Annotated in this window: 23 protein-coding genes; all 23 read left to right on the top strand. The window is 46.4% G+C overall.

Annotated features, from left to right (window positions below):
* Position 1 precedes the first annotated feature (1 nt).
* The 23 genes from flhB (at position 2) to OH459_RS22050 (ending at position 22487) form a co-directional block, all read left to right on the top strand.
* A complete protein-coding gene (gene flhB / locus OH459_RS22160; RefSeq protein ID WP_005448387.1) occupies positions 2-1132 on the top strand; it encodes a flagellar biosynthesis protein FlhB in 1131 nt (376 codons plus the stop codon).
* Positions 1133-1358: 226 nt separating this feature from the next.
* Positions 1359-3458 (top strand): flagellar biosynthesis protein FlhA, encoded by a 2100-nt coding sequence (gene flhA, locus OH459_RS22155; RefSeq protein ID WP_005448388.1) that lies wholly within the window; start codon positions 1359-1361, stop codon positions 3456-3458.
* A gap of 29 nt (positions 3459-3487) precedes the next feature.
* Entirely contained in the window at positions 3488-4999 is a 1512-nt protein-coding gene (gene flhF, locus OH459_RS22150) for a flagellar biosynthesis protein FlhF (RefSeq protein ID WP_005448389.1), read from the top strand.
* 14 nt (positions 5000-5013) lie between these two features.
* Positions 5014-5901, top strand: coding sequence for a MinD/ParA family protein (locus OH459_RS22145; RefSeq protein WP_009696006.1), 888 nt, complete (start codon positions 5014-5016; stop codon positions 5899-5901).
* Positions 5894-6628 (top strand): RNA polymerase sigma factor FliA, encoded by a 735-nt coding sequence (locus tag OH459_RS22140; protein WP_005448391.1) that lies wholly within the window; start codon positions 5894-5896, stop codon positions 6626-6628. The genes OH459_RS22145 and OH459_RS22140 overlap by 8 nt, the downstream gene beginning before the upstream one ends.
* 45 nt (positions 6629-6673) lie before the next feature.
* Positions 6674-7042 (top strand): chemotaxis response regulator CheY, encoded by a 369-nt coding sequence (gene cheY, locus OH459_RS22135; protein WP_017635949.1) that lies wholly within the window; start codon positions 6674-6676, stop codon positions 7040-7042.
* Between the two features lie 119 nt (positions 7043-7161).
* Positions 7162-7902 (top strand): protein phosphatase CheZ, encoded by a 741-nt coding sequence (locus OH459_RS22130; RefSeq protein ID WP_005448392.1) that lies wholly within the window; start codon positions 7162-7164, stop codon positions 7900-7902.
* Between the two features lie 9 nt (positions 7903-7911).
* Positions 7912-10152 (top strand): chemotaxis protein CheA, encoded by a 2241-nt coding sequence (locus tag OH459_RS22125; RefSeq protein ID WP_269988776.1) that lies wholly within the window; start codon positions 7912-7914, stop codon positions 10150-10152.
* A gap of 29 nt (positions 10153-10181) precedes the next feature.
* Complete coding sequence (locus OH459_RS22120) at positions 10182-11297, top strand: protein-glutamate methylesterase/protein-glutamine glutaminase (RefSeq protein WP_005448394.1); 1116 nt, start codon at positions 10182-10184, stop codon at positions 11295-11297.
* An 8-nt stretch (positions 11298-11305) separates the two neighbouring features.
* Positions 11306-12085: a ParA family protein gene (locus tag OH459_RS22115; protein ID WP_005448395.1), complete on the top strand. Its 780-nt coding sequence runs from the start codon at positions 11306-11308 to the stop codon at positions 12083-12085.
* Complete coding sequence (locus OH459_RS22110) at positions 12075-13196, top strand: chemotaxis protein CheW (RefSeq protein WP_074050751.1); 1122 nt, start codon at positions 12075-12077, stop codon at positions 13194-13196. The genes OH459_RS22115 and OH459_RS22110 overlap by 11 nt, the downstream gene beginning before the upstream one ends.
* 36 nt (positions 13197-13232) lie before the next feature.
* Entirely contained in the window at positions 13233-13727 is a 495-nt protein-coding gene (locus tag OH459_RS22105; RefSeq protein WP_005438733.1) for a chemotaxis protein CheW, read from the top strand.
* A 14-nt stretch (positions 13728-13741) separates the two neighbouring features.
* Positions 13742-14233 (top strand): DUF2802 domain-containing protein, encoded by a 492-nt coding sequence (locus OH459_RS22100; RefSeq protein ID WP_005447967.1) that lies wholly within the window; start codon positions 13742-13744, stop codon positions 14231-14233.
* 199 nt (positions 14234-14432) lie between these two features.
* On the top strand, positions 14433-15050 hold the full coding sequence (gene ccmA, locus OH459_RS22095; RefSeq protein ID WP_005447968.1) for a cytochrome c biogenesis heme-transporting ATPase CcmA: 618 nt from the start codon (positions 14433-14435) through the stop codon (positions 15048-15050).
* A 1-nt stretch (position 15051) separates the two neighbouring features.
* Positions 15052-15720, top strand: coding sequence for a heme exporter protein CcmB (gene ccmB, locus OH459_RS22090; RefSeq protein WP_005447970.1), 669 nt, complete (start codon positions 15052-15054; stop codon positions 15718-15720).
* A 109-nt stretch (positions 15721-15829) separates the two neighbouring features.
* Positions 15830-16573, top strand: a complete 744-nt coding sequence (locus OH459_RS22085) for a heme ABC transporter permease (RefSeq protein ID WP_005447972.1) — start codon at positions 15830-15832, stop codon at positions 16571-16573.
* A gap of 11 nt (positions 16574-16584) precedes the next feature.
* The gene (ccmD, locus tag OH459_RS22080; RefSeq protein WP_005447974.1) at positions 16585-16791 is read left to right on the top strand and encodes a heme exporter protein CcmD; all 207 of its coding nucleotides are present in this window, start codon (positions 16585-16587) and stop codon (positions 16789-16791) included.
* Positions 16788-17273, top strand: coding sequence for a cytochrome c maturation protein CcmE (gene ccmE / locus OH459_RS22075; protein ID WP_005447975.1), 486 nt, complete (start codon positions 16788-16790; stop codon positions 17271-17273). The genes ccmD and ccmE overlap by 4 nt, the downstream gene beginning before the upstream one ends.
* Positions 17270-19255 carry a heme lyase CcmF/NrfE family subunit gene (locus OH459_RS22070; RefSeq protein WP_005447977.1) on the top strand — a complete coding sequence of 662 codons (1986 nt, stop codon included), beginning with the start codon at positions 17270-17272 and terminating at the stop codon, positions 19253-19255. Before ccmE ends, OH459_RS22070 begins: the two co-directional genes overlap by 4 nt.
* The gene (locus OH459_RS22065; protein ID WP_005447979.1) at positions 19256-19810 is read left to right on the top strand and encodes a DsbE family thiol:disulfide interchange protein; all 555 of its coding nucleotides are present in this window, start codon (positions 19256-19258) and stop codon (positions 19808-19810) included. It begins immediately after the preceding gene.
* Positions 19807-20292 carry a cytochrome c-type biogenesis protein gene (locus OH459_RS22060; protein WP_005447981.1) on the top strand — a complete coding sequence of 162 codons (486 nt, stop codon included), beginning with the start codon at positions 19807-19809 and terminating at the stop codon, positions 20290-20292. The genes OH459_RS22065 and OH459_RS22060 overlap by 4 nt, the downstream gene beginning before the upstream one ends.
* Complete coding sequence (gene ccmI / locus OH459_RS22055; protein ID WP_005447982.1) at positions 20292-21509, top strand: c-type cytochrome biogenesis protein CcmI; 1218 nt, start codon at positions 20292-20294, stop codon at positions 21507-21509. Before OH459_RS22060 ends, ccmI begins: the two co-directional genes overlap by 1 nt.
* 198 nt (positions 21510-21707) lie before the next feature.
* On the top strand, positions 21708-22487 hold the full coding sequence (locus OH459_RS22050) for an MlaA family lipoprotein (protein WP_009698566.1): 780 nt from the start codon (positions 21708-21710) through the stop codon (positions 22485-22487).
* Positions 22488-22531 lie beyond the last annotated feature (44 nt).

The following is a 22531-nucleotide window of genomic DNA, read 5'->3' as shown; positions in this document are numbered from 1 at the left end:
ATTGGCAGAGTCAGACGGTCAAGAACGCACCGAAGAAGCCACGCCCCGACGGTTACAACAAGCCAGAGAAAAGGGGCAGGTTGCTCGGTCTAAAGAGCTCGCATCAGCATCGGTATTGATTGTTGGTGCTATCGCCTTAATGTGGTTTGGCGAGTCTTTGGCACGTTCGTTGTTTTCCATTATGAGCCGCTTATTTGATCTCAAACGCGATGAGATTTTTGATACGGCTAAGTTGTTCGACATTGCATTTGGTGCGATGGGCGATCTGTTGTTTCCGCTTTTTCTTATCCTCATTACCTTGTTTATTGCTGCAATGATTGGCGCGGCTGGTGTGGGGGGCATTAGCTTTTCTGCTGAAGCGGCGATGCCAAAACTCTCCAAAATGAACCCGCTTAGCGGCTTAAAGCGTATGGTGGGCATGCAGAGTTGGGTAGAGCTTATCAAGTCCATCTTAAAAGTCGCACTTGTGACGGGAATGGCGATATACCTCATCCAAGCCTCACAAGCGGATTTGATTCAACTTAGTATGGACGTGTATCCGCAGAACATATTCCATGCGCTGGATATCTTGCTTAACTTTATTTTACTGATCAGTTGCTCGTTGCTTATCGTTGTTGCGATCGATATTCCGTTTCAGATTTGGCAGCACGCCGATCAACTAAAAATGACCAAGCAAGAAGTCAAAGACGAATACAAAGAGACCGAAGGTAAACCGGAGGTCAAAGGTCGTATTCGTATGCTGCAACGAGAAGCGGCTCAGCGTCGAATGATGGCTGATGTCCCTCAGGCGGACGTTATCATTACCAACCCGGAGCACTTTTCCGTCGCACTGCGTTATAAACAGAAAACCGACCGTGCGCCTGTAGTGATCGCCAAAGGTACCGACCATATGGCGATGAAGATTCGAGAAGTGGCGCGCGAACATGACATTACTATTGTTCCTGCTCCACCTTTAGCGCGTGCGCTTTACCACACTACAGAGTTGGAACAAGAAATCCCAGATGGACTGTTTACTGCCGTAGCACAAGTGCTCGCGTTTGTGTTCCAACTTAAGCAGTATCGCAAACGTGGCGGTCAACGACCTAAGATTCAAGATTATGACCTGCCTATCCCTCCTGAACATCGCCACTAATGAAAATAATTGCATTGATGGATTAGACAAAAATTCACATTAGATCAAAGGATTGTAATTTCTTTGAGCAACTAGTCATTATTTTGGCGTTAATCATGGTACACACATTGCTTATATCGCCCTAATCAACAACAATACCTAAACTTTTAGGCGAAAGCTGTCGCGTAATACTAATAGTATGTTTGTACTAACGTGATGCTCCAGACCGATTGAGACACCTCGCAGTATGAAGTTAAGCCTGCCTTTTGCAGATAAATTACCACGAATCCCACAGCGCTCCATGCCTGCCATTGGTGCGCCTGTTATGGTATTGGCCACCCTTGCAATGGTGGTACTACCCATACCAGCGTTTCTGTTGGATTTGTTCTTCACTTTTAACATCGCCTTAGCCATGGTGGTGTTGTTAGTGACCGTTTACACACGTCGTCCACTCGACTTTGCGGCTTTCCCAACGGTGCTGCTTATTGCAACCTTATTACGTCTGGCGTTGAACGTTGCATCTACTCGTGTGGTACTGCTTTATGGTCATGAAGGGGGTAACGCTGCGGGTAACGTTATCGAAGCGTTTGGTAACGTAGTTATCGGTGGTAACTACGCCGTCGGTCTTGTGGTCTTCCTCATCTTGATGATCATTAACTTTATGGTTGTTACCAAAGGTGCTGGTCGTATTTCTGAGGTAAGTGCTCGCTTTACCTTGGATGCCTTACCGGGTAAGCAGATGGCGATCGATGCGGACTTGAACGCCGGTTTGATTGACCAAGACCAAGCGCGTTTACGCCGTTTTGAAGTTACCAAAGAAGCCGACTTTTACGGTTCAATGGATGGTGCGTCAAAATTCGTAAAAGGTGATGCGATTGCAGGTATCTTAATCCTGTTTATCAACATTATTGGCGGTCTGTCGATTGGTATGGCGCAATACGGTTTGGGCTTCTCTGAAGCGATGCAAATCTATACCTTGCTGACCATTGGTGACGGCTTGGTGGCGCAAATTCCATCGCTATTACTTTCTATCGCAGCGGCGATGATGGTAACGCGTCAAAATACTGATGAAGATATGGGTGAGCAGCTGATTTTTCAGATGTTCGACAACCCAAAAGCATTGATGATTACTGCTGCTATCCTTGGCGTGATGGGTATCGTTCCGGGCATGCCGCACTTCTCGTTCTTGTCACTGGCGGCAATCGCGGGTGGTGGTGCCTATTGGCTGGACAAAAAACAGAAACAAAAAGCCAAAGAGCCAGCATTACCAGCGAAAGCTGAAGATGGCAGTGAGCCGATCTCTCAACGTGAACTGTCTTGGGATGATGTGCAACCCGTCGATATCATCGGTCTAGAAGTCGGGTACCGTTTGATTCCTTTGGTTGACCGTGACCAAGGCGGAGAGTTGCTAGAACGTGTAAAAGGGGTACGTAAGAAGCTTTCGCAAGATTTTGGTTTCTTGATCCCTGCGGTTCATATTCGTGACAACCTTGAGCTGACACCTAATAGCTATCGTATCACGCTAATGGGAGTTGCCGTTGGTGAGGCAGAAATTCGCCCAGACCAAGAGCTGGCGATTAACCCTGGACAGGTTTACGGCATGATCGAAGGTGAGCCAACCATGGACCCGGCATTTGGTCTGGAAGCGGTTTGGATTCGTGAAGAGCAGCGTGAACATGCTCAAGCGTTAGGTTACACGGTGGTTGACTCTTCAACCGTGTTAGCGACGCATTTAAGCCAATTGCTTACCAATAACGCGTCGCAATTGATTGGTCACGAAGAAGTACAGAACCTATTGGAAATGCTAGGGCGCAGTGCACCTAAGTTGGTTGAGAATTTTGTCCCAGACCAACTTCAGCTTGGTGTGGTAGTGAAAGTACTGCAAAACTTACTTAACGAAGCTATTCCGATTCGTGATATTCGAACCATTGTGCAAACCTTGGCGGAGTACTCAAGCAAGAGTCAAGAACCTGACATTTTGACTGCTGCCGTTCGTATCAGTTTGAAACGTCTAATTGTTCAGGAAATCAATGGTATAGAGCCAGAGTTACCAGTGATAACGCTTATACCTGAACTGGAACAAATATTGCATCAAACAATGCAGGCATCAGGTGGCGAATCTGCCGGTATCGAACCGGGATTGGCAGAGCGACTTCAGTCCTCTCTGAGCCAAGCGACACAAGAGCAAGAACTGAAAGGGGAACCTGCGGTTCTGCTGACATCTGGTGTATTGCGTTCAACACTGGCTAAGTTCGTTAAGAACACAATACCTAACCTCCGCGTACTGTCTTACCAAGAAATACCGGACGAGAAACAGATCAGAATTGTGCAAGCGGTGGGCAACTAAGCCCTTCGCATCATTAATGGATTCATAGTTTGAAAATTAAACGATTTTTTGCCAAAGACATGCGAACTGCGTTGCTCCAAGTGAAAGAAGAACTTGGCGCAGAAGCGGTGATCATGTCGAACAAGAAAGTGGCGGGCGGTGTAGAGATCGTTGCAGCGATTGACGGTGAGTCTAACGCAGCACCAACCTCACAAGCGCAATCGCTTCCTAACCGTGGCGCAGCTCAATCAAATCGTTATAGCGAACAACGTCAAATGCCGTCATCTGCTTCAGAGCGTTTCCAAGATCGCCGTTTAGATGATGACAGAATTAGCCTAAACGCGAACAAAGATAAATCAGGCTCAATGACGCAACGTTTCGCGAACATGCTCAAGCAATACAGCAGCGGTGCAGCCGAGTCAGATGACCATGTCGCAGAGAATGAAGATTCTTTGTCCGCATTGCTGCAGCGCCAAAATAAGCACCGTGAAAGCTATAACCAAGAGAAACCTGCGCCTTACCAACCAGACTCGCCACTGGCGAAACTGATTGCGCAAGACAACCGATTTGACCGCCCAACTCCTAAGTTGGATCCAACGCGCTATGACCGTCGCCGTCCATCGGATGAACGCGATGACTCTGCCGATGAGCTAGAGAACATGCGTGAAGAGATGACGTCGATTCGTCGTTTGTTGGAACATCAAGTGTCGGGTTTGATGTGGCAAGAGGTCGAACGCCGCGAGCCATTAAGAGCAATGCTGATTAAGCGTTTGGAGCGTATGGGTGTTTCACCTGAACTTGCCGACCAAATGGCTTGCTACATTCCAGAAGATACGAAACCAGCGCGAGCGTGGAAAGCACTGCTGTCTCTTGTGGCGGATCAGATCAACATTCCGAAACAAGACATTCTGAAGCGTGGCGGTGTCGTCGCATTACTTGGTCCAACAGGAGTGGGTAAAACGACTACGGTGGCTAAGTTAGCGGCACGTGCGGCAATGGAGTTTGGTGCCGATAATGTTGCCCTTGTGACAACGGACACATATCGTATAGGTGCACATGAGCAGCTCTCAATTTACGGAAGAATTATGGGTTGTCCTGTAAGAGTTGCTAAAGATTCTAACGAGTTAGCCGATGTTATATATCAGCTACGAAACAGAAGACTGATTTTGGTCGATACGGCAGGGATGGGGCAACGAGACGTAAGACTCTCTGAGCAGCTCGATACCTTAATGCAAGAAAGCGGAGAAGTGATTCACAGCTACCTTGTTTTGCCAGCTACTGCACAACGTCGAGTTCTGCAGGAAACTCTGGATCACTTCCGACGCATTCCGCTGTCGGGTTGTATTTTGACTAAGCTTGACGAGTCGTTAAGTCTAGGCGAATTCATCAGCGTGGTGATTCAGAACGCGATGCCAGTGGCATACATTGCCAACGGTCAGCGCGTACCAGAAGACATTGTGATAGCACAACCAAAATACATGATTGCGAAAGCAAATGAACTGTTAGAGAAGTCGACAGAGAACGAACCTCACTTTTGGAATAGTGATAACGAAGGACTCTAGGGCGGCGGACTACTATGACTGAGAATATGATACACGATCAAGCAAGCGGCCTCCGTCGCTTAACACAACCATCATTGACTAAAGTAATCGCTGTTACTGGCGGCAAAGGTGGTGTGGGTAAATCAAACGTAACACTGGGTCTGGCGATCTGCATGGCACGCCAAGGCAAAAAAGTGATGGTTCTCGACGCAGATTTAGGTCTAGCTAATGTGGACGTTATGCTCGGAATTCGTTCAAAACGTAACCTAGGGCATGTCCTTGCGGGTGAATGTGAGCTAAAAGATGCGATTGTTGAAGGCCCTTATGGTATAAAGATAGTCCCTGCAACTTCTGGCACACAAAGCATGACCGAGCTGTCTCACGCTCAACATGCTGGACTCATCCGTGCATTTGGTAGTCTTGAAGAGGAAATGGACGTACTGTTGATTGATACAGCTGCGGGCATTTCTGACATGGTGATTAGCTTTTCACGAGCAGCTCAAGATGTTGTGGTTGTGGTTTGCGATGAGCCAACTTCAATCACTGATGCATATGCATTAATCAAGCTGTTGAGTAAAGAACACCAGGTTCAGCGCTTCAAAGTTGTTGCAAATATGGTCAGAAGCTACCGTGAAGGCAGAGAATTATTCGCAAAGTTGACTCTAGTCACAGAGCGCTTCTTGAATGTCAGCCTTGAACTCGTAGCATGTATTCCATTGGATGACAAAGTACGTCAAGCCGTGAAAAGACAGAAGATCGTTGTGGACGCATTCCCACGTTCTCCTGCGGCTTTAGCGATCAGCTCATTAGCGAACAAAGCACTAACGTGGCCACTACCTAAAACACCAAGTGGACACCTAGAGTTTTTTGTGGAAAGGTTGCTAAATCGTACTGAATTCGCAGAGGACCCTTTTGGTGAATAAAGCGATTACCTATAACCAACATGGCAAATTTAATAGCCAGCAGGCGTTCATTGAGCGTTACTCGGTGTTGGTTAAGCGTATTGCTCACCACCTGTTAGGCCGTTTACCGCCGAGTGTTCAGGTAGAGGATTTAATTCAGGCCGGCATGATCGGCCTTATCGAAGCTCAGCAGAATTATGATGGTTCTAAAGGTGCGAGCTTTGAAACGTATGCGGGTATCCGTATTCGCGGTGCAATGTTAGATGACATTCGCAAAGGCGACTGGGTACCTCGTTCTGTTCATAAGAACAATCGCGAAATTAACCAAGCGATCGCAGAGCTGGAAGGCGTACTAAATCGCGACCCATCTGATGCTGAAGTAGCAGCGCATCTTGGTATGACACTAGACCAATATCATAGTGCTCTTACCGATATAAACTGTTCAAAATTAGTGGGAATTGAAGATTTAGGCGTCTCTGATGATGTGATTTCACCGGCTGATGAGACCGATGACAGCAACCCGTTTAAGGGTGTAGCTGATGAATCGTTCAGAAAAGCACTGGTTGAATCAATAAAACAGCTTCCAGAGCGTGAAGCTTTAGTACTTTCGCTTTATTATGACGAAGAACTCAATTTGAAAGAGATTGGCGATGTGTTGGGTGTGAGCGAATCTCGCGTAAGCCAAATACTGAGTCAAGCGATGCAACGTTTACGCACCAAGCTCAGTGCGTGGACACAAAATGACTAAACACACTGATTTTACGATTCAGTGGAGGCAATTTTGAATAAAAACATGAAGATCCTTATTGTTGATGATTTCTCAACAATGCGCCGTATTGTTAAAAACCTGCTTCGTGACTTGGGTTTCAATAACACTCAAGAAGCGGACGATGGTTTAACTGCATTACCTATGCTGAAAAAAGGTGACTTCGACTTTGTTGTAACCGACTGGAACATGCCAGGTATGCAAGGCATCGACTTGCTGAAACACATCCGTGCTGACGCTGAACTGAAGCACTTGCCTGTGCTAATGATCACAGCGGAAGCAAAGCGTGAGCAGATCATCGAAGCAGCGCAAGCAGGCGTTAACGGCTACATCGTTAAGCCATTTACAGCTGCAACGCTTAAAGAAAAATTAGATAAAATTTTCGAACGTTTATAACTCTCTCTTTCTCTTTGTTAATCGAGTCACCACTTCTAATACCTACTACTAAAGGGTGGCTCGCTTGACGTTTAAAAAGCGATAAGAAAGAACTAAACGTAAAAAAGGGTCTATTCAGGATGATCTCACTAGAGCAGGCGAAGTCGCTCGTTCAGATGCTAGAAAACGGGGAACAGGACCAAGCCAATGAGCTTGTTGCCTCGATATATGAAAGCGATGGGAATCCGATGCTAAAAGAAATCGGAACATTAACCCGCGACCTTCATGATTCACTTAAGCACTTCAACATCGATCAACGCATGACAGAAATTGCGAAAGCGGAAATCCCGGACGCAAGGGACCGTCTGCAATACGTGATTGATAAAACTGAGTTGGCAGCGAATAAAACGATGGATGCGGTTGATTGCTGCTTACCTATCGCCGACAACCTGCATGAGTGCCTTCAACAAGTTCGCCCTCAGTGGAACGAACTCATGCACGGACGCATCGAATTAAGCGATTTCAAAGCACTTTGCCACCGTATCGATGGGCTGTTAGTTCAAGTCGAAGGTGATAGCACTGAATTGCGCGGTCAGCTGACCGAAATTCTTATGGCACAAGACTTCCAAGACTTAACGGGTCAAATCATTCGCCGCGTGATCACGCTTGTCAATGAAGTGGAAGATCGCCTTGTTGAGATCTTGACCGTGTTTTCTGGAAATAAACCAGAAGAACAGACTCAAGTTTTGCCAGAACCGTCAGATAAAAAGATTAAACAATCAAGCGAAGCAGAAGGCCCGATTCTTCACCCTGAACTCAGGGAAGATGCGGTTTCATCGCAGGACGAAGTCGACGACTTGTTGTCCAGTCTTGGATTTTAAAGGTAACGTATGAGCTACGATTTAGACGAAGATATTCTTCAGGACTTTCTAATTGAGGCTGGGGAAATTCTTGAGCTGCTGTCTGAGCAGTTGGTTGAACTGGAAAATAATCCAGAAGACAAAGATCTCCTAAACGCGATTTTCCGCGGCTTTCACACTGTAAAAGGTGGTGCAGGCTTCCTATCATTGGCAGAGCTGGTTGACACTTGTCACGGTGCTGAGAACGTGTTCGACGTATTGCGAAACGGTCAGCGTTCAGTCACGCCAAGTTTGATGGACACCATGCTAAAAGCGCTTGATACGGTTAACCATCAGTTCCAAGCGGTTCAAGACCGTGAACCACTGGATGCAGCCGATCCTGCACTGTTGGAAGAACTTCATCGTTTATGCAAACCTGAGTCTGAAGACGAAGTCGTTGCGGCGGTTGAAGTGCCAGTTGCTGAGCCAGAACCAGTTATTCCAGAGCCAGTTATCGAACAACCAGCAGCGCCAGTAGAAGCAGCACCTTCTAGCGTGGGTTCTGTTGATGAAATCACTCAAGACGAGTTTGAGAAACTGCTGGATGAGTTACACGGTAAAGGTTCTGCTCCGGGTGCATCTGCGCCAGCAGCACCAGTGGCTCCAACGCCAGTAAGTGCACCTTCATTAGACAGTGGTGATATCACTGATGATGAATTTGAACGTCTTCTTGACGAGCTGCATGGCGTAGGTAAGAGCCCATCGGCATCAGAAGTGGCACCAGTAGAAACGCCTAAAGCGCCAGAGCCGGCTGCTCCTGCTGCGTCAGCATCAACTGACGGCGATCTGATGACCGATGAAGAGTTTGAAAAACTTCTCGACGAATTACATGGTTCGGGTAAAGGTCCATCTATCGAAGAGTTAGATTTTGCGACTAAACCAGCATCAGAAAATATTACGCCTGAAGCGCCAAAAGCAGCTCCAGCACCTCAGCCTGCTCCAGTAGCGGCTGCGCCTTCTCCAGCGCCAGCTCCGGCACCTAAGCCAGAAGCAAAACCGGTTGCAGTAAAAGAAGAAGCAAAAGCAGCAGCGCCTGCGGTTAAGAAACCACAAGCAGAAGCCACAGTGCGTGTTGATACTTCAACTCTAGACACCATCATGAACATGGTGGGTGAGCTTGTATTGGTTCGTAACCGTCTACTAAGTCTTGGTTTGAACAGCAACGACGAAGAAATGTCGAAAGCAGTAGCAAACCTAGATGTTGTTACCGCAGACCTTCAAGGTGCGGTAATGAAAACGCGTATGCAGCCAATCAAGAAAGTGTTTGGTCGCTTCCCACGCGTTGTTCGTGACTTGGCGCGTAACCTAAATAAAGACATCGTGCTTGAAATGCGCGGTGAAGAAACCGATCTTGATAAAAACCTAGTAGAAGCACTTGCAGATCCATTGATCCACTTGGTGCGTAACTCGGTTGACCATGGTATCGAAATGCCAGACGACCGCGCGAAAGCGGGTAAATCTCGTACTGGTAAAGTGATTCTGTCTGCATCGCAAGAAGGTGACCATATTGAACTGGCTATCGTTGACGATGGCGGCGGTATGGATCCAAATAAACTCCGTGGTATCGCAGTAAAACGCGGCATGATGGATGAAGACGCAGCAGCACGCTTGTCGGATAAAGAGTGTTTCAACCTCATTTTTGCACCAGGCTTCTCGAGCAAAGAGAAGATTTCTGATATCTCTGGTCGTGGTGTAGGTATGGACGTGGTTAAGACGGCGATCAACACCTTGAACGGTTCTATCGATATCGATTCAGAATTGGGTAAAGGCACTAAGATCACCATCAAAGTACCACTGACGCTTGCGATCCTACCAACACTAATGGTTGGTGTTGGCGGTCATCCGTTCGCACTGCCTCTTGCATCGGTTAATGAAATCTTCCACTTAGATCTTAGCCGTACCAACGTTGTTGATGGTCAACTAACCATTATCGTACGTGATAAGTCTATCCCACTGTTCTACCTACAAAACTGGTTAGCTTCTAAGTCGCCACGTGTAGAAGAGCGCATTGGTCATGGTCATGTTGTTATCGTTCAAATTGGTAGCCAACGTGTCGGCTTTGTGGTGGATACATTGATTGGTCAAGAAGAAGTGGTTATCAAACCACTGGATAACCTATTGCAAGGCACGCCAGGTATGGCAGGTGCAACGATTACCAGTGACGGTCACATCGCATTGATTCTTGATGTGCCAGATCTACTTAAGCAATACGCTGCAGCTTCGCGCATTTAAGCGAAGCTGGAGTTGAAAAAAGGAATAAGATGGCGATTAAAGTACTAGTCGTTGATGATTCGAGTTTTTTCCGTCGTCGCGTTAGCGAAATCATCAACTCAGAATCGCGCCTAGAAGTGATAGACGTTGCGGTTAATGGCAGAGAAGCGGTTGAGAAAGCCAAAACTCTAAAACCTGACGTCATCACTATGGATATTGAAATGCCAGTCATGGACGGTATTACTGCCGTGCGTGAAATTATGGCTACGTCTCCTACGCCAATCCTAATGTTTTCGTCCCTGACTCATGATGGGGCGAAGGCTACGCTTGACGCACTAGACGCTGGTGCATTGGACTTCTTACCGAAGAAATTTGAAGATATTGCTCGTAACCGTGATGAAGCGGTATCGCTACTCCAACAACGTGTCATTCAAATTGCTTCTAAGCGCGCATTTATGCGTCGCCCAATGGCGAAACCTGCTGCGACTGCACCGAGCTCAACAACTCGTCCATTAGCATCACGCAATACTGCGCCTGCCGCAGCAACTGCAAGTCGCCCTGTGGCAGCAAAATACCGCGCTTCAGGTAAGAAATATCAGTTAACAGCTATCGGTACTTCCACTGGTGGTCCTGTTGCTCTGCAAAAAATTCTGACTCGTTTACCCGTAAACTATCCGCACCCAATCGTGTTGATCCAACATATGCCAGCTACTTTTACTGCTGCTTTTGCAAGTCGTTTAAATACGCTTTGTAAGATCCAAGTAAAAGAAGCTCAAGATGGTGATGTATTGCAAGCTGGCGTTGCCTATTTGGCGCCAGGCGGTAAGCAAATGATGATCGACGGTCGTGCAGGTGCTGCTCGTCTGCGCATTATCGATGGCGGCGACCGCATGAACTACAAACCTTGTGTGGATGTTACGTTTGGCTCTGCTGCAAAAGTATACGGTGACAAAGTATTGTCGATGGTACTGACAGGTATGGGGGCTGACGGTCGTGAAGGCGCACGCATGTTGAAATCAGCAGGCTCAACAATTTGGGCTCAAGATGAAGATAGTTGTGTGGTTTACGGTATGCCACAAGCGGTTGCGAAAGCGGGCATCTCTACAGAAGATTTACCTCTCGACCGCATTGCGGAACGCATGTTGGTAGAAGTGGGCTTAGCGTAGGAAAGATCATGATCGTTTGGAGTGTTGCTAACCAAAAAGGTGGGGTAGGGAAAACGACATCAACTGTGACGTTGGCTGGGCTATTGAGCCAAAAAGGTCATCGTGTATTGATGGTTGATACAGACCCTCATGCGTCACTGACGACTTACCTTGGTTATGATCCGGATGCAGTAACGTCGAGCTTGTTTGATTTGTTCCAATTGAAGACGTTTTCACGTGAGACAGTAAAGCCGTTAATCGTCGAGACTGAACTTGAAGGAATGGACATCATCCCGGCACATATGTCACTTGCAACGCTTGACCGTGTGATGGGAAACCGCAGCGGCATGGGCTTGATCTTAAAACGAGCGCTTCAAGCCGTAGCAGAAGATTATGACTATGTGTTGATCGACTGCCCGCCAATTCTTGGCGTAATGATGGTCAATGCGCTAGCAGCGAGTGATCGTATCCTGATCCCTGTTCAAACTGAGTTCTTAGCGATGAAAGGTCTTGAGCGTATGATGCGCACTTTGACCATTATGCAGAAGTCTCGTCCAGGTGGCTTTAAAGTGACGATCGTACCAACCATGTACGATAAGCGCACAAGAGCTTCGTTGCAGACACTGACTCAGCTTAAGAAAGATTATCCGAATCAGGTATGGACTTCTGCGGTGCCGATTGACACGAAATTCCGTGATGCAAGCTTAAAGCATTTACCAGCATCACACTTTGCTTCTGGTAGTCGTGGGGTGTTTGCTTACAAGCAACTGCTGATTTACTTGGAGAGGTTGGCGTTCGATGAGCAATAACGACGTACTTTCCAGTGAACAGGCGCTCGATGATTACTTCAGCGCATTGCTTGGCGAAGAGGTCGAGGTCATTGAGCAAGAAGAAGAGCTTGACTTACTCGCTCAAGAACTATCATCTGCAGAGCCAGAGCCAGAGCCAGAGCCAGAGCCAGAGCCAGAGCCAGAGCCAGAGCCAGAGCCAGAGCCAGAGCCAGAGCCAGAGCCAGAGCCAAAATTACAAATACAATACGCGGAACCAGAGTCGTACCAATACAGCGATACTTACTCACCTGAGTTAGAAGCGCCTAATTTGGAAGACGTTCAACGATTGTTAAGCCAGCTGGAATCCACCAATGTAGTGGCAGAGTTGGATATCGATGACATTTTGGATCAAAACACGATTGATATCGCAGCCGAAGCTAAATCAATCGAACCAGAAATTGAAATCGAAGCTGCGGCAGTTGCCGTGGATGAAATTCAAGAGTGGGATATCGAAGAAGAATTGATTCCTGCTGTTGAGACCGAGCAGCTAGAACCAGTTTGGACTCAATCTGAAACTGAAGCGTTTGAGCCTAAAGTTGACGTTGAAGCCGATGTGGAAGTCGAACAGCACATTGAGACAGAAGCCGAACTGGAAACGGAAACAGGCTCACTGTTGCCAAACACTTGGGAAAGCACGCAACGTAGCGAAGATTTTCAGGTGCTGTACTTTGATGTTAATGGTGTGACGTTTGCCGTTCCACTTGATGAGCTCGGTGGTATCCATCAAATTACGGAACTGAACCATTTGATTGGTCGTCCTGCATGGTACCTAGGTTTGCAAACCAGTCGTGAGCAACAATTTGATGTTGTCGACACTGCGAGGTGGGTGATGGCTGATAAGCTTCATGACGAAGAGTACAAAGATAACTACCAATACGTCGTTATGCTTGGTGAAAGCATGTGGGGGTTGGCAAGTAACCAATTAATGGGTACTGAGACACTCAATATCGACAAAGTCCGTTGGCGTGAACAAGCAGGTAAGCGCCCTTGGCTAGCGGGCATGGTGAAAGAAAAAATGTGTGCTTTAATTCATGTCCAAGCACTTATAGACATGCTAAACGCTGGTTTAGATGTAAAATCACTGAATTAGATTTTTGGTCGGGAACGACAATTACGAGGATTAACTATGTCTCAAGCTTTTGAAGTAGAAGTGAAGAAAGATACATCGAACGACGAAGTTCTTCAGTGGGTGACGTTCCAACTAGAAGAAGAAACGTACGGCATTAATGTAATGCAAGTTCGCGAAGTTCTTCGCTACACAGAAATCGCTCCGGTTCCAGGTGCGCCAGATTACGTACTGGGTATTATCAACCTACGTGGTAATGTCGTAACGGTTATCGATACACGTTCACGTTTTGGTTTGATGGAAGGTGAAGTTACTGACAACACTCGCATCATCGTGATTGAGTCTGAGCGTCAAGTTATCGGTATCTTAGTAGATAGCGTCGCTGAAGTTGTTTACCTACGTTCTTCTGAGATCGACACTACGCCTTCTGTAGGTACGGACGAAAGCGCGAAATTCATCCAGGGTGTAAGCAACCGTGATGGCAAGCTACTTATTCTTGTTGATCTGAACAAGCTGCTAACTGATGACGAATGGGATGAGATGGCTCACCTATAATTGGCTGATGAATCATGGCTGACGAAACCTTCCTATCTTTACCGCTCTTAGTGGGCGGTCTAGCATTTGCTTTCTTGATTTTGCTTTTGTTGCAAATTCGCGTTCGTGCGGGTCTGCAAAAGCAAATGGACCAGCAGCGTGCGCAAGCACGTCACGCAGAAAAAGAAGTGCAAAAGCTAAACAAGCAATTGTTGGAAGTGCGTTCAGTGGTCGTTGGTTTAGGTCAAAAGGTCACTGAGCAACAAGATGTGATTCAACATCTTAATGAGCGCATTCGTGAACTTGAGCACGCAGATACAGATGGTCGTTTGTACAGCCGTGCTTCTAAAATGGTTCAACTTGGCGCTGACATCAATGAGTTGATTGAAGAGTGTGAATTGCCAAAAGCAGAAGCAGAACTGATGCTTTCTCTGCAGAAAAAACTGGCAGGTCAAGAGAAGATCCCTCCACTTAGCGGTCAACCATCAGATGATCCGACATACCCACCTCGTGGACGACGTCGATAAAGAATGAAAAAAGAAGCTTCGGCTTCTTTTTTTATTTTTAAAATAAAAACTTATAATCACTTATGGTTATTTTTATTAAAATGTGACTATAAGTTAACAAAAACTCACGAACTTACATACATCATCGCTTTCTTATCCTGTTTTGTCACAACTAAGCTGTGCTAATATAGCGACTCGTTCATTTTTTAGTTGAAGCCCTATGTTAGAAGTCTCTAACCTAACTGCGATCCGTGATGACAGGGTCCTGTTTGAAAACCTGCAATTCGAAATTAAACCTGGAGAGTTGGTCCAGATTGAAGGACGTAACGGTACAGGCAAAACCACATTGCTGCGTATTGTGACAGGGTTAGGGGACAGAGAAGAAGGCATCATCAAATGGAAAGGCGAAGAGGTTGAAAAGTCTCGTGATGTTTTCCATCAGGACCTTTTGTTCCTAGGGCATCAAACTGGCGTTAAACGCGAACTTACTGCGTTTGAAAACCTGCGCTTTTACCAATCTATCCATAATAATCGTTCCTCAGATGAAGAAATCTTTGCTGCTTTAACCCAAGTGGGTCTTGCAGGCAGAGAAGATGTGCCTGTAGCACAACTTTCTGCAGGACAGCAGCGTCGCGTTGCATTGGCACGACTGTGGCTAAGTAATCAAATTTTATGGATTTTGGACGAACCGTTAACTGCAATCGATAAGCAAGGTGTGAAGGTGCTTGAATCGTTGTTTGCAAATCATGCAGACAATGGTGGCATTGTGATTTTAACGACACACCAAGATATGTTTGCAGACAGCCCGAAACTTAGAAAAATAAAACTGGGTGACTAATATGATTTCGGCAATGTCGACCATTATCCGCCGCGAGCTTTTGATTGCATTTCGCCGTCAAGCAGACATCTTGAACCCTTTGTGGTTTTTCATCATTGTTATCACACTTTTCCCTCTTAGCATCGGTCCAGAGCCTAATTTGTTAGCACGTATTGCAGCAGGCATTGTTTGGGTTGCTGCGTTGCTATCCGCCTTATTATCATTAGAACGTCTATTCCGTGATGATTATCAAGATGGTGCGCTTGAGCAAATGATGCTAATGCCGATCCCACTGCAACTTGTTGTGATTTCCAAGGTCATAGCTCACTGGTTGTTAACGGGATTGCCTCTGATCTTAATCAGTCCATTGTTGGCGATTCTATTATCTCTTGATTTTAATACTTGGCTGTCTGTTGTACTGACATTGGTCATCGGTACACCGACGTTGAGTTTTATCGGTGCTATTGGTGTAGCACTGACTGTTGGGTTACAAAAAGGCGGCGTTCTTTTAAGTTTGCTAATTCTCCCGCTTTACATCCCAATTCTAATTTTCGCTACGTCCGCGATTGATGCCGCAGCACTGGGTATGGCGTATAACGGGCAATTAGCGATTTTAGGCGCAATGTTGATGGGGGCTGTCACTCTCACACCATTCGCCATCAGCGCAGCATTGAGAGTTAGTGTTAACTAACTCAGTAAAGTGCGCGTTTAGCGACGTTTGATCAAAGAATTATTATTAAAGCACTGCTACGGTCTCGACCCTCTGGACAGTGTCCCTGAAGTAAGAGTGAGAACTTAACATGTGGAAATGGCTACATCCTTATGCCAAGCCAGAAGCAGCTTATCACCTGAGCGGTAAGTTTCTTCCTTGGTTTTCTGTATTGGCCCTCGTATGCCTATCGGTTGGTACCGTCTGGGGGCTCGCATTTGCACCTTCGGATTACCAGCAAGGCGATAGTTTCCGAATCATTTACATCCACGTACCTTCGGCTATTTGGTCTATGGGCGTGTACATGTCGATGGCTATAGCTGCATTTATCGGCTTGGTTTGGCAAGTACGTCTATCTGACATGGCAGCACTGGCCATGGCGCCTATTGGTGCGGTATTCACCTTTATTGCTCTGTTAACGGGTGCCGTTTGGGGTAAACCTATGTGGGGCACTTGGTGGGTATGGGATGCTCGTCTAACCTCTGAACTTATTCTTCTATTCTTATACCTTGGTGTTATTGCACTTTACCACGCGTTTGACGATCAAAAGACAGCGGCAAAAGCGGCGGGTATTTTGGCAATCGTTGGTGTGGTCAACCTACCGATTATCCACTTCTCTGTTGAGTGGTGGAATACGCTTCACCAAGGCGCGACAATCACCAAATTTGAAAAACCATCCATCTCATCCAATATGCTTTGGCCGTTGCTGCTAAACATTTTTGGTTTTGCGTTCTTCTTTGGCGCGGTAACGATGGTGCGCTTCCGTAACGAAATTATCAGCAAAGAGAGTCATCGCCCTTGGGTGCAAAAACTCGCGGCTGAAAAAACTCAGTGAGGTAATTGAATATGCATTTTGAATCTCTGAGCGAACTCTTTGCCATGGGTGGCTACGCAGGTTACGTATGGAGCGCGTTTGGTATTACTTTCTTATCTATGATCATTCTTTTAATTTCGAGTATCCGCCGTGGGGATGCGTTGTTAAAAGAAGTGAAAGCGAAAATTGATCGTCAAGCGCGAGTCGACGCGGCGAAGAATATGGAGAACACGTTATGAACCCGAGACGTAAAAAGAGGCTAGGCATCGTTCTGGCGATCTTTATCGGTATTAGTGCAACCATTGGTTTGATGCTTTATGCGTTGAACCAAAATATGGATCTATTCTACACGCCGACGGAATTGGTAAATGGTAAACCTGACGGTACTAAACCAGAAGTTGGTCAGCGTTTGCGTATCGGCGGCATGGTGGTTGTAGGCTCAGTTCGCCGTGACCCAGAGTCACTAAAAGTGAGCTTTGATCTGCACGACGTGGGTCCTAAAGTGACGATCGTGTACGAAGGTATTCTTCCTGATTTGTTCCGCGAAGGTCAGGGTATTGTTGCTCAAGGTGTTCTTGAAGACGCAACAACCGTAAAAGCTTTTGAAGTGTTGGCAAAACACGATGAAGAGTACATGCCACCTGAAATTGCAGAAGCAATGAAGAAGACTCACGAGCCTCTGCAGTACACATCAGAACAGAAACAAGGAAGCGGCCAATGATTGCTGAAATCGGTCACTTTGCCCTCATACTTTCGTTAGCAATGGCATTGTTGCTAAGCATATTGCCGTTATGGGGCGCATCAAATAACAACACTATGCTGATGAACACAGCACGACCACTTTCATGGTCGATGTTCGTCATGCTGTTTTTCTCATTTGCGATTTTATGTTGGGGATTCTACACCAACGACTTTACGCTCCAATACGTTGCAAGTAACTCAAATAGCCAACTGCCTTGGTACTACCGCTTAACGGCTGTTTGGGGCGCGCACGAAGGCTCACTACTGCTTTGGGTACTTATCCAAGCTGCGTGGACAGTCGCGGTCGCTACTTTCAGCCGTGGTATGCCACAAGAATCCGTTGCGCGTGTACTTGCTGTTATGGGCATGATCTCAGTGGGCTTCCTACTATTTATCATCCTGACTTCGAACCCGTTCCTACGCACTTTGCCTTTCTTCCCGGTAGATGGTCGTGACTTGAACCCGCTTCTTCAAGACCCAGGTTTGATTGTTCACCCACCTATGCTTTACATGGGGTACGTAGGCTTCTCGGTTGCCTTCTCGTTCGCGATTGCGTCTTTGATGACTGGTCGTCTTGATACGGCTTGGGCTCGTTGGTCTCGTCCTTGGACAACCGCTGCTTGGGTATTCCTAACACTAGGTATCGCACTAGGTTCTTGGTGGGCATATTACGAACTTGGCTGGGGTGGCTGGTGGTTCTGGGACCCAGTAGAAAACGCATCATTCATGCCTTGGTTAGCGGGTACAGCACTGATGCACTCTCTAGCGGTAACCGAAAAACGCGGTACATTTAAAGCGTGGACGGTACTTCTTGCTATCTCTGCATTCTCTTTGAGTTTGTTAGGTACCTTCTTAGTGCGTTCCGGTATTTTGGTATCGGTACACGCGTTCGCGTCTGATCCATCACGCGGTATGTTTATCCTAGGTTTCCTAGTCTTTGTTATCGGCGGCTCACTCCTGCTATTCGCAGTGAAAGGGGCAGCGGTTCGCGTACGTGGTAATTTCGATTTGGTGTCGCGTGAGAACGCGCTGCTTGCTAACAACGTGCTTCTGATTGCTGCGCTAGTCGTAGTTTTGGTTGGTACCTTGTTACCATTGGTTCACAAACAAATTGGTCTTGGTTCAGTATCTATCGGTGCACCATTCTTCGACATGCTGTTTGCGTGGTTGATGATGCCGTTCGCCTTCCTACTAGGTATTGGTCCTATGATTCGTTGGAAACGCGACAATCTATCTAAGCTTATTAAGCCAATGATTGTTTCTGGTGTGCTTGCTTTCGCACTAGGTGCTGTGTGTGTATTCCTGTTCGCCGATTTCTTCTCAGCGATGGCTTACATCGGTTGGGTAATGGCAATCTGGATCATTGCAATGCATGGCTTTGAACTGTACGAGCGTGCTACTCACCGTCACAGCTTCGGCGAAGGTGTTCGTAAACTTCAACGTAGCCACTGGGCAATGATGCTTGGTCACATTGGTCTAGCCGTTACTGTGATTGGTATTGCGATGGTGCAAAACTACAGTATCGAACGTGACGTGCGTTTGGCTCCGGGTGAGCACTTCAAGATTTACGGTTATGATTTCTACTTCTCAGGTCTACGTGACAAAGATGGTCCAAACTACGATGGTTACATCGCGGACTTTGAAATCACGAATGATGGTAAGTATGTGAACACGTTGCACGCTGAAAAACGTTTCTACCGTACAGCGAAGTCGATGATGACTGAAGCGGCAATCGACCGCGGTATCACTCGTGACCTATATATTGCGATGGGTGAGCGTCTAGAAGATAACCGTTCTTGGGCAGTACGTATTTACTACAAACCATTCGTTCGTTGGATCTGGGCTGGTTCATTGATCATGTCTTTGGGTGGTGCGCTTGCTATCTCTGATAGACGTTACCGCTTCCGCAAAACGGCTAAGAAAGGCGATAAGTCAAAGCTAGCGGAGCAGGAGGCAAAATAAATGAATAAGAAAGTCTTATTTATCCCGTTGGTAGCTTTCATGGTATTGGCGGGTATCTTCGCAACTCAGTTGGTTCGCAACCAAGAGGGTGACGATCCAACGAAACTTGAGTCAGTACTGGTTGGTAAGCCAGTACCTGAGTTCCATCTAGAGGATTTAGCTGAACCTGGTAAACAGTACGATCAGTCGATCTTTAAAGGCGAACCACTGTTGCTTAACGTTTGGGCGACTTGGTGTCCGACTTGTTACGCTGAACATAAGTACCTCAATGAGCTTGCAGGGAAAGGTGTGAAGATCATCGGCATGAACTACAAAGATGATCGCAATAAAGCGGTAGGTTGGCTGAACGATTTGGGTAACCCATACCTGATCAGCTTGTTTGATGGTAGCGGCATGCTAGGCCTAGACCTTGGTGTGTACGGTGCTCCAGAGACATTTATCATCGATGCAAACGGTGTGATCCGTTACCGTCATGTTGGTGATGTAAACCCTCGCAACTGGGCGGAAACGTTGGAGCCGCTGTACACCAAGTTGGTTGAGGAGGCGAAGCAATGAGAAAGTTTTTCTTAGCGGCTTTTGCTGCGATGACATTTTCTCTTGCTGCTCATGCAGCGATTGAAGTGTATGAGTTTGACAATCTAGAGCAAGAACAGCAGTTCAAAGAGCTTGGTCATACTCTTCGTTGTCCTAAATGTCAGAACAACACCATCTCTGATTCGAATGCAGAATTGGCTCAAGACTTACGCCATAAGGTGTACGAAATGACCAAAGAAGGTAAGTCGAAAGATGAGATCGTGGACTACATGATTGCTCGTTATGGCAACTTCGTAACGTACAATCCTCCGTTTACTTTTGCGACTGCAATTCTGTGGCTAGGTCCACTAGCAGTGGTATTAGGTGGCTTTGGTTTAATCGTGCTGCGTAGCCGTAAATCAAAAGCAAAAGCAGTTCAAGCAAGTAACGAACAATGGGACGAAGAAAAAGAAGCGCGTCTCAAATCATTGCTTGATGAAGAGAACAACGGAGATAAGAAGTAATGACACTATTTTGGGTTTCTACCGTTGTTCTTACGCTGATAGCTTGTGTCTTAGTTGCACTGCCGCTGCTTAAGCAAAAAGCCAACAACGATGAAGTGTTACGTGATGAGCTTAACAAAGCGTTCTATAAAGACCGCCTATCTGAGCTTGCTGAAGAAACAGACGAAGGTCTAGTCGAGAGCCAAGATGATTTGATTTCCGATCTGAAGCAATCTCTTCTGGACGATATCCCTGGTGATAAAAAGCAAAAGGAAACACATGTTTCTCCGATTGCTGTTTTGATCCCATCAGTGATTTTGACAGTGGTATTGAGCTACGGTCTTTACTACAAGTTTGGCGCATCTCAAGACGTTGTGAAGTGGCAGGAAGTAAACGATAACCTTCCTGAACTTTCTAAAAAGCTAATGTCTGCAGCATCTGAGCCACTCAGTGATGATGAAATGGCTGATCTCTCTTTGGCTCTGCGTACACGCCTGCATTACCAACCTGAAGACTCAACCGGTTGGTTGCTATTAGGTCGTATTGCTTTGGCGAACCGAGATGTGACGACTTCCATTGATGCAATGGAAAAAGCGTACAAGCTAGAACCAAAAGATCCAGATGTTCAACTTGGTTACGCACAAGCTCTGATGCTTTCCCAAGACGAGATGGATCAAGCTACGGCTCGTTCTCTGCTTGGTAAACTGATGCAACAAGATTACGTTGACCTACGTGTCTTCTCTCTACTTGCGTTTGATGCATTTGAGCGCCAAGATTTCCCAGCCGCGATTAAGTATTGGGGTATCATGCAACAAATGATCGGTCCTGAAGATAGCCGCTATGAAATGCTAGGTCGCAGTATCGAAAGTGCACGTAAGCAAATGGGTGAAGCGGTTTCTCCAGACAAGAGTGTGGCAGTGACTATTAACGTAGCTCCAGAAGCTCAACTTGATCCAAATGCGGTATTGATTGTGTCAGTACATCGCGCAGATGGTTCTCCGATGCCTGTCGCGGCAGCTCGCTACCCATTAGGTACATTCCCTCGTACAGTTGTACTAGATGATGGTAATGCGATGATGGACGGTCAGAAGCTATCTTCTCTAGATAAGTTGATGGTTCGCGTTCGTGTTGACTCGGATGGTAACGTTGCAACTCGTGACCAAGATTGGCATGGTGAAAGCCAAGTCGTTGATTTTGGTCAGCCAGTAGAAGTGATGATAGATAAACAGTATCAATAATTCATGAACGTCTCTAATAATTGACACTTAAGGATTGTTAGGACGGTTTTGTGGTATGACTACCAACTATCGAGTAGAATAAAAAAGGCCAGCGCATGCTGGCCTTTACTTATATACCCAAATGACTTTTTCCAAAGTACTAAACGTACGTAAAACACAGGTCATTTAGGGGTATTAATCGTCGTTATGGAACGTAGAATGTATAACAAGGGTAAATCCATCTTCTTGTTGCTGTTCGCTGTTGGACTGGTTGGCTGTTCAACTGCACCCGAGGAAGCGGTAACAGAAGAAAACGAAACTAATCAAACAACTTCTGATGTTTATGATCCATTGGAAAGTTTCAACCGCACAATGTGGGAACTGAACTACGATTATCTTGACCCGTATTTAGTTCGCCCAGTGTCTCTTGCGTATGTTGATTACACGCCTGTGCCAATTCGTTCTGGTATTGCTAACTTCCTAGCTAACTTAGACGAACCTGCGAGTGTGGTGAATAACCTAGTTATGGGAAATGGCACTAAAGCCGTTGATCACTTTAACCGCTTCTGGATTAACTCGACATTCGGTATCTTAGGTCTGTTTGACGTTGCAACGGCTGCTGGTATCACCAAGTACGACAACAAAGAGTTTAGTAGTGTGGTTGGTCACTATGGTGTAGGTAACGGTCCATATTTTATGGTGCCAGGCTACGGTCCATATACATTGCGTGAAGTGACAGACACTGTGGATGGTATGTACTTGCCACTTTCATACCTAAACTTCTGGGCAGGCTTAGGTAAATGGGCGCTGGAAGGTATGGAAAAACGTGCTCTGTTAGTACCACAAGAAGCACAGCTTGAAGCATCGCCTGATCCATATGTATTAACTCGTGACGTTTACATTCAACGTCAAAACTTTAAAGCAGAAATCAGTACGACTGATGAAGTAGATGCGGAAGAAGAAGCGTACTTAGATGAGTATTTAGAAGAAGACTTTTAATCGCTTTATACAGAAAAACAAAAAGGCTTGGTGAAAACCAAGCC

It is taken from the genome of Vibrio sp. MM46 (genome assembly GCF_027587135.1).
GTDB classification, from domain to species: Bacteria; Pseudomonadota; Gammaproteobacteria; order Enterobacterales; family Vibrionaceae; genus Vibrio; species Vibrio harveyi.
Note: the sequence above shows the minus strand (reverse complement) of the source record. Positions and strands in the feature narration are given on the sequence as shown.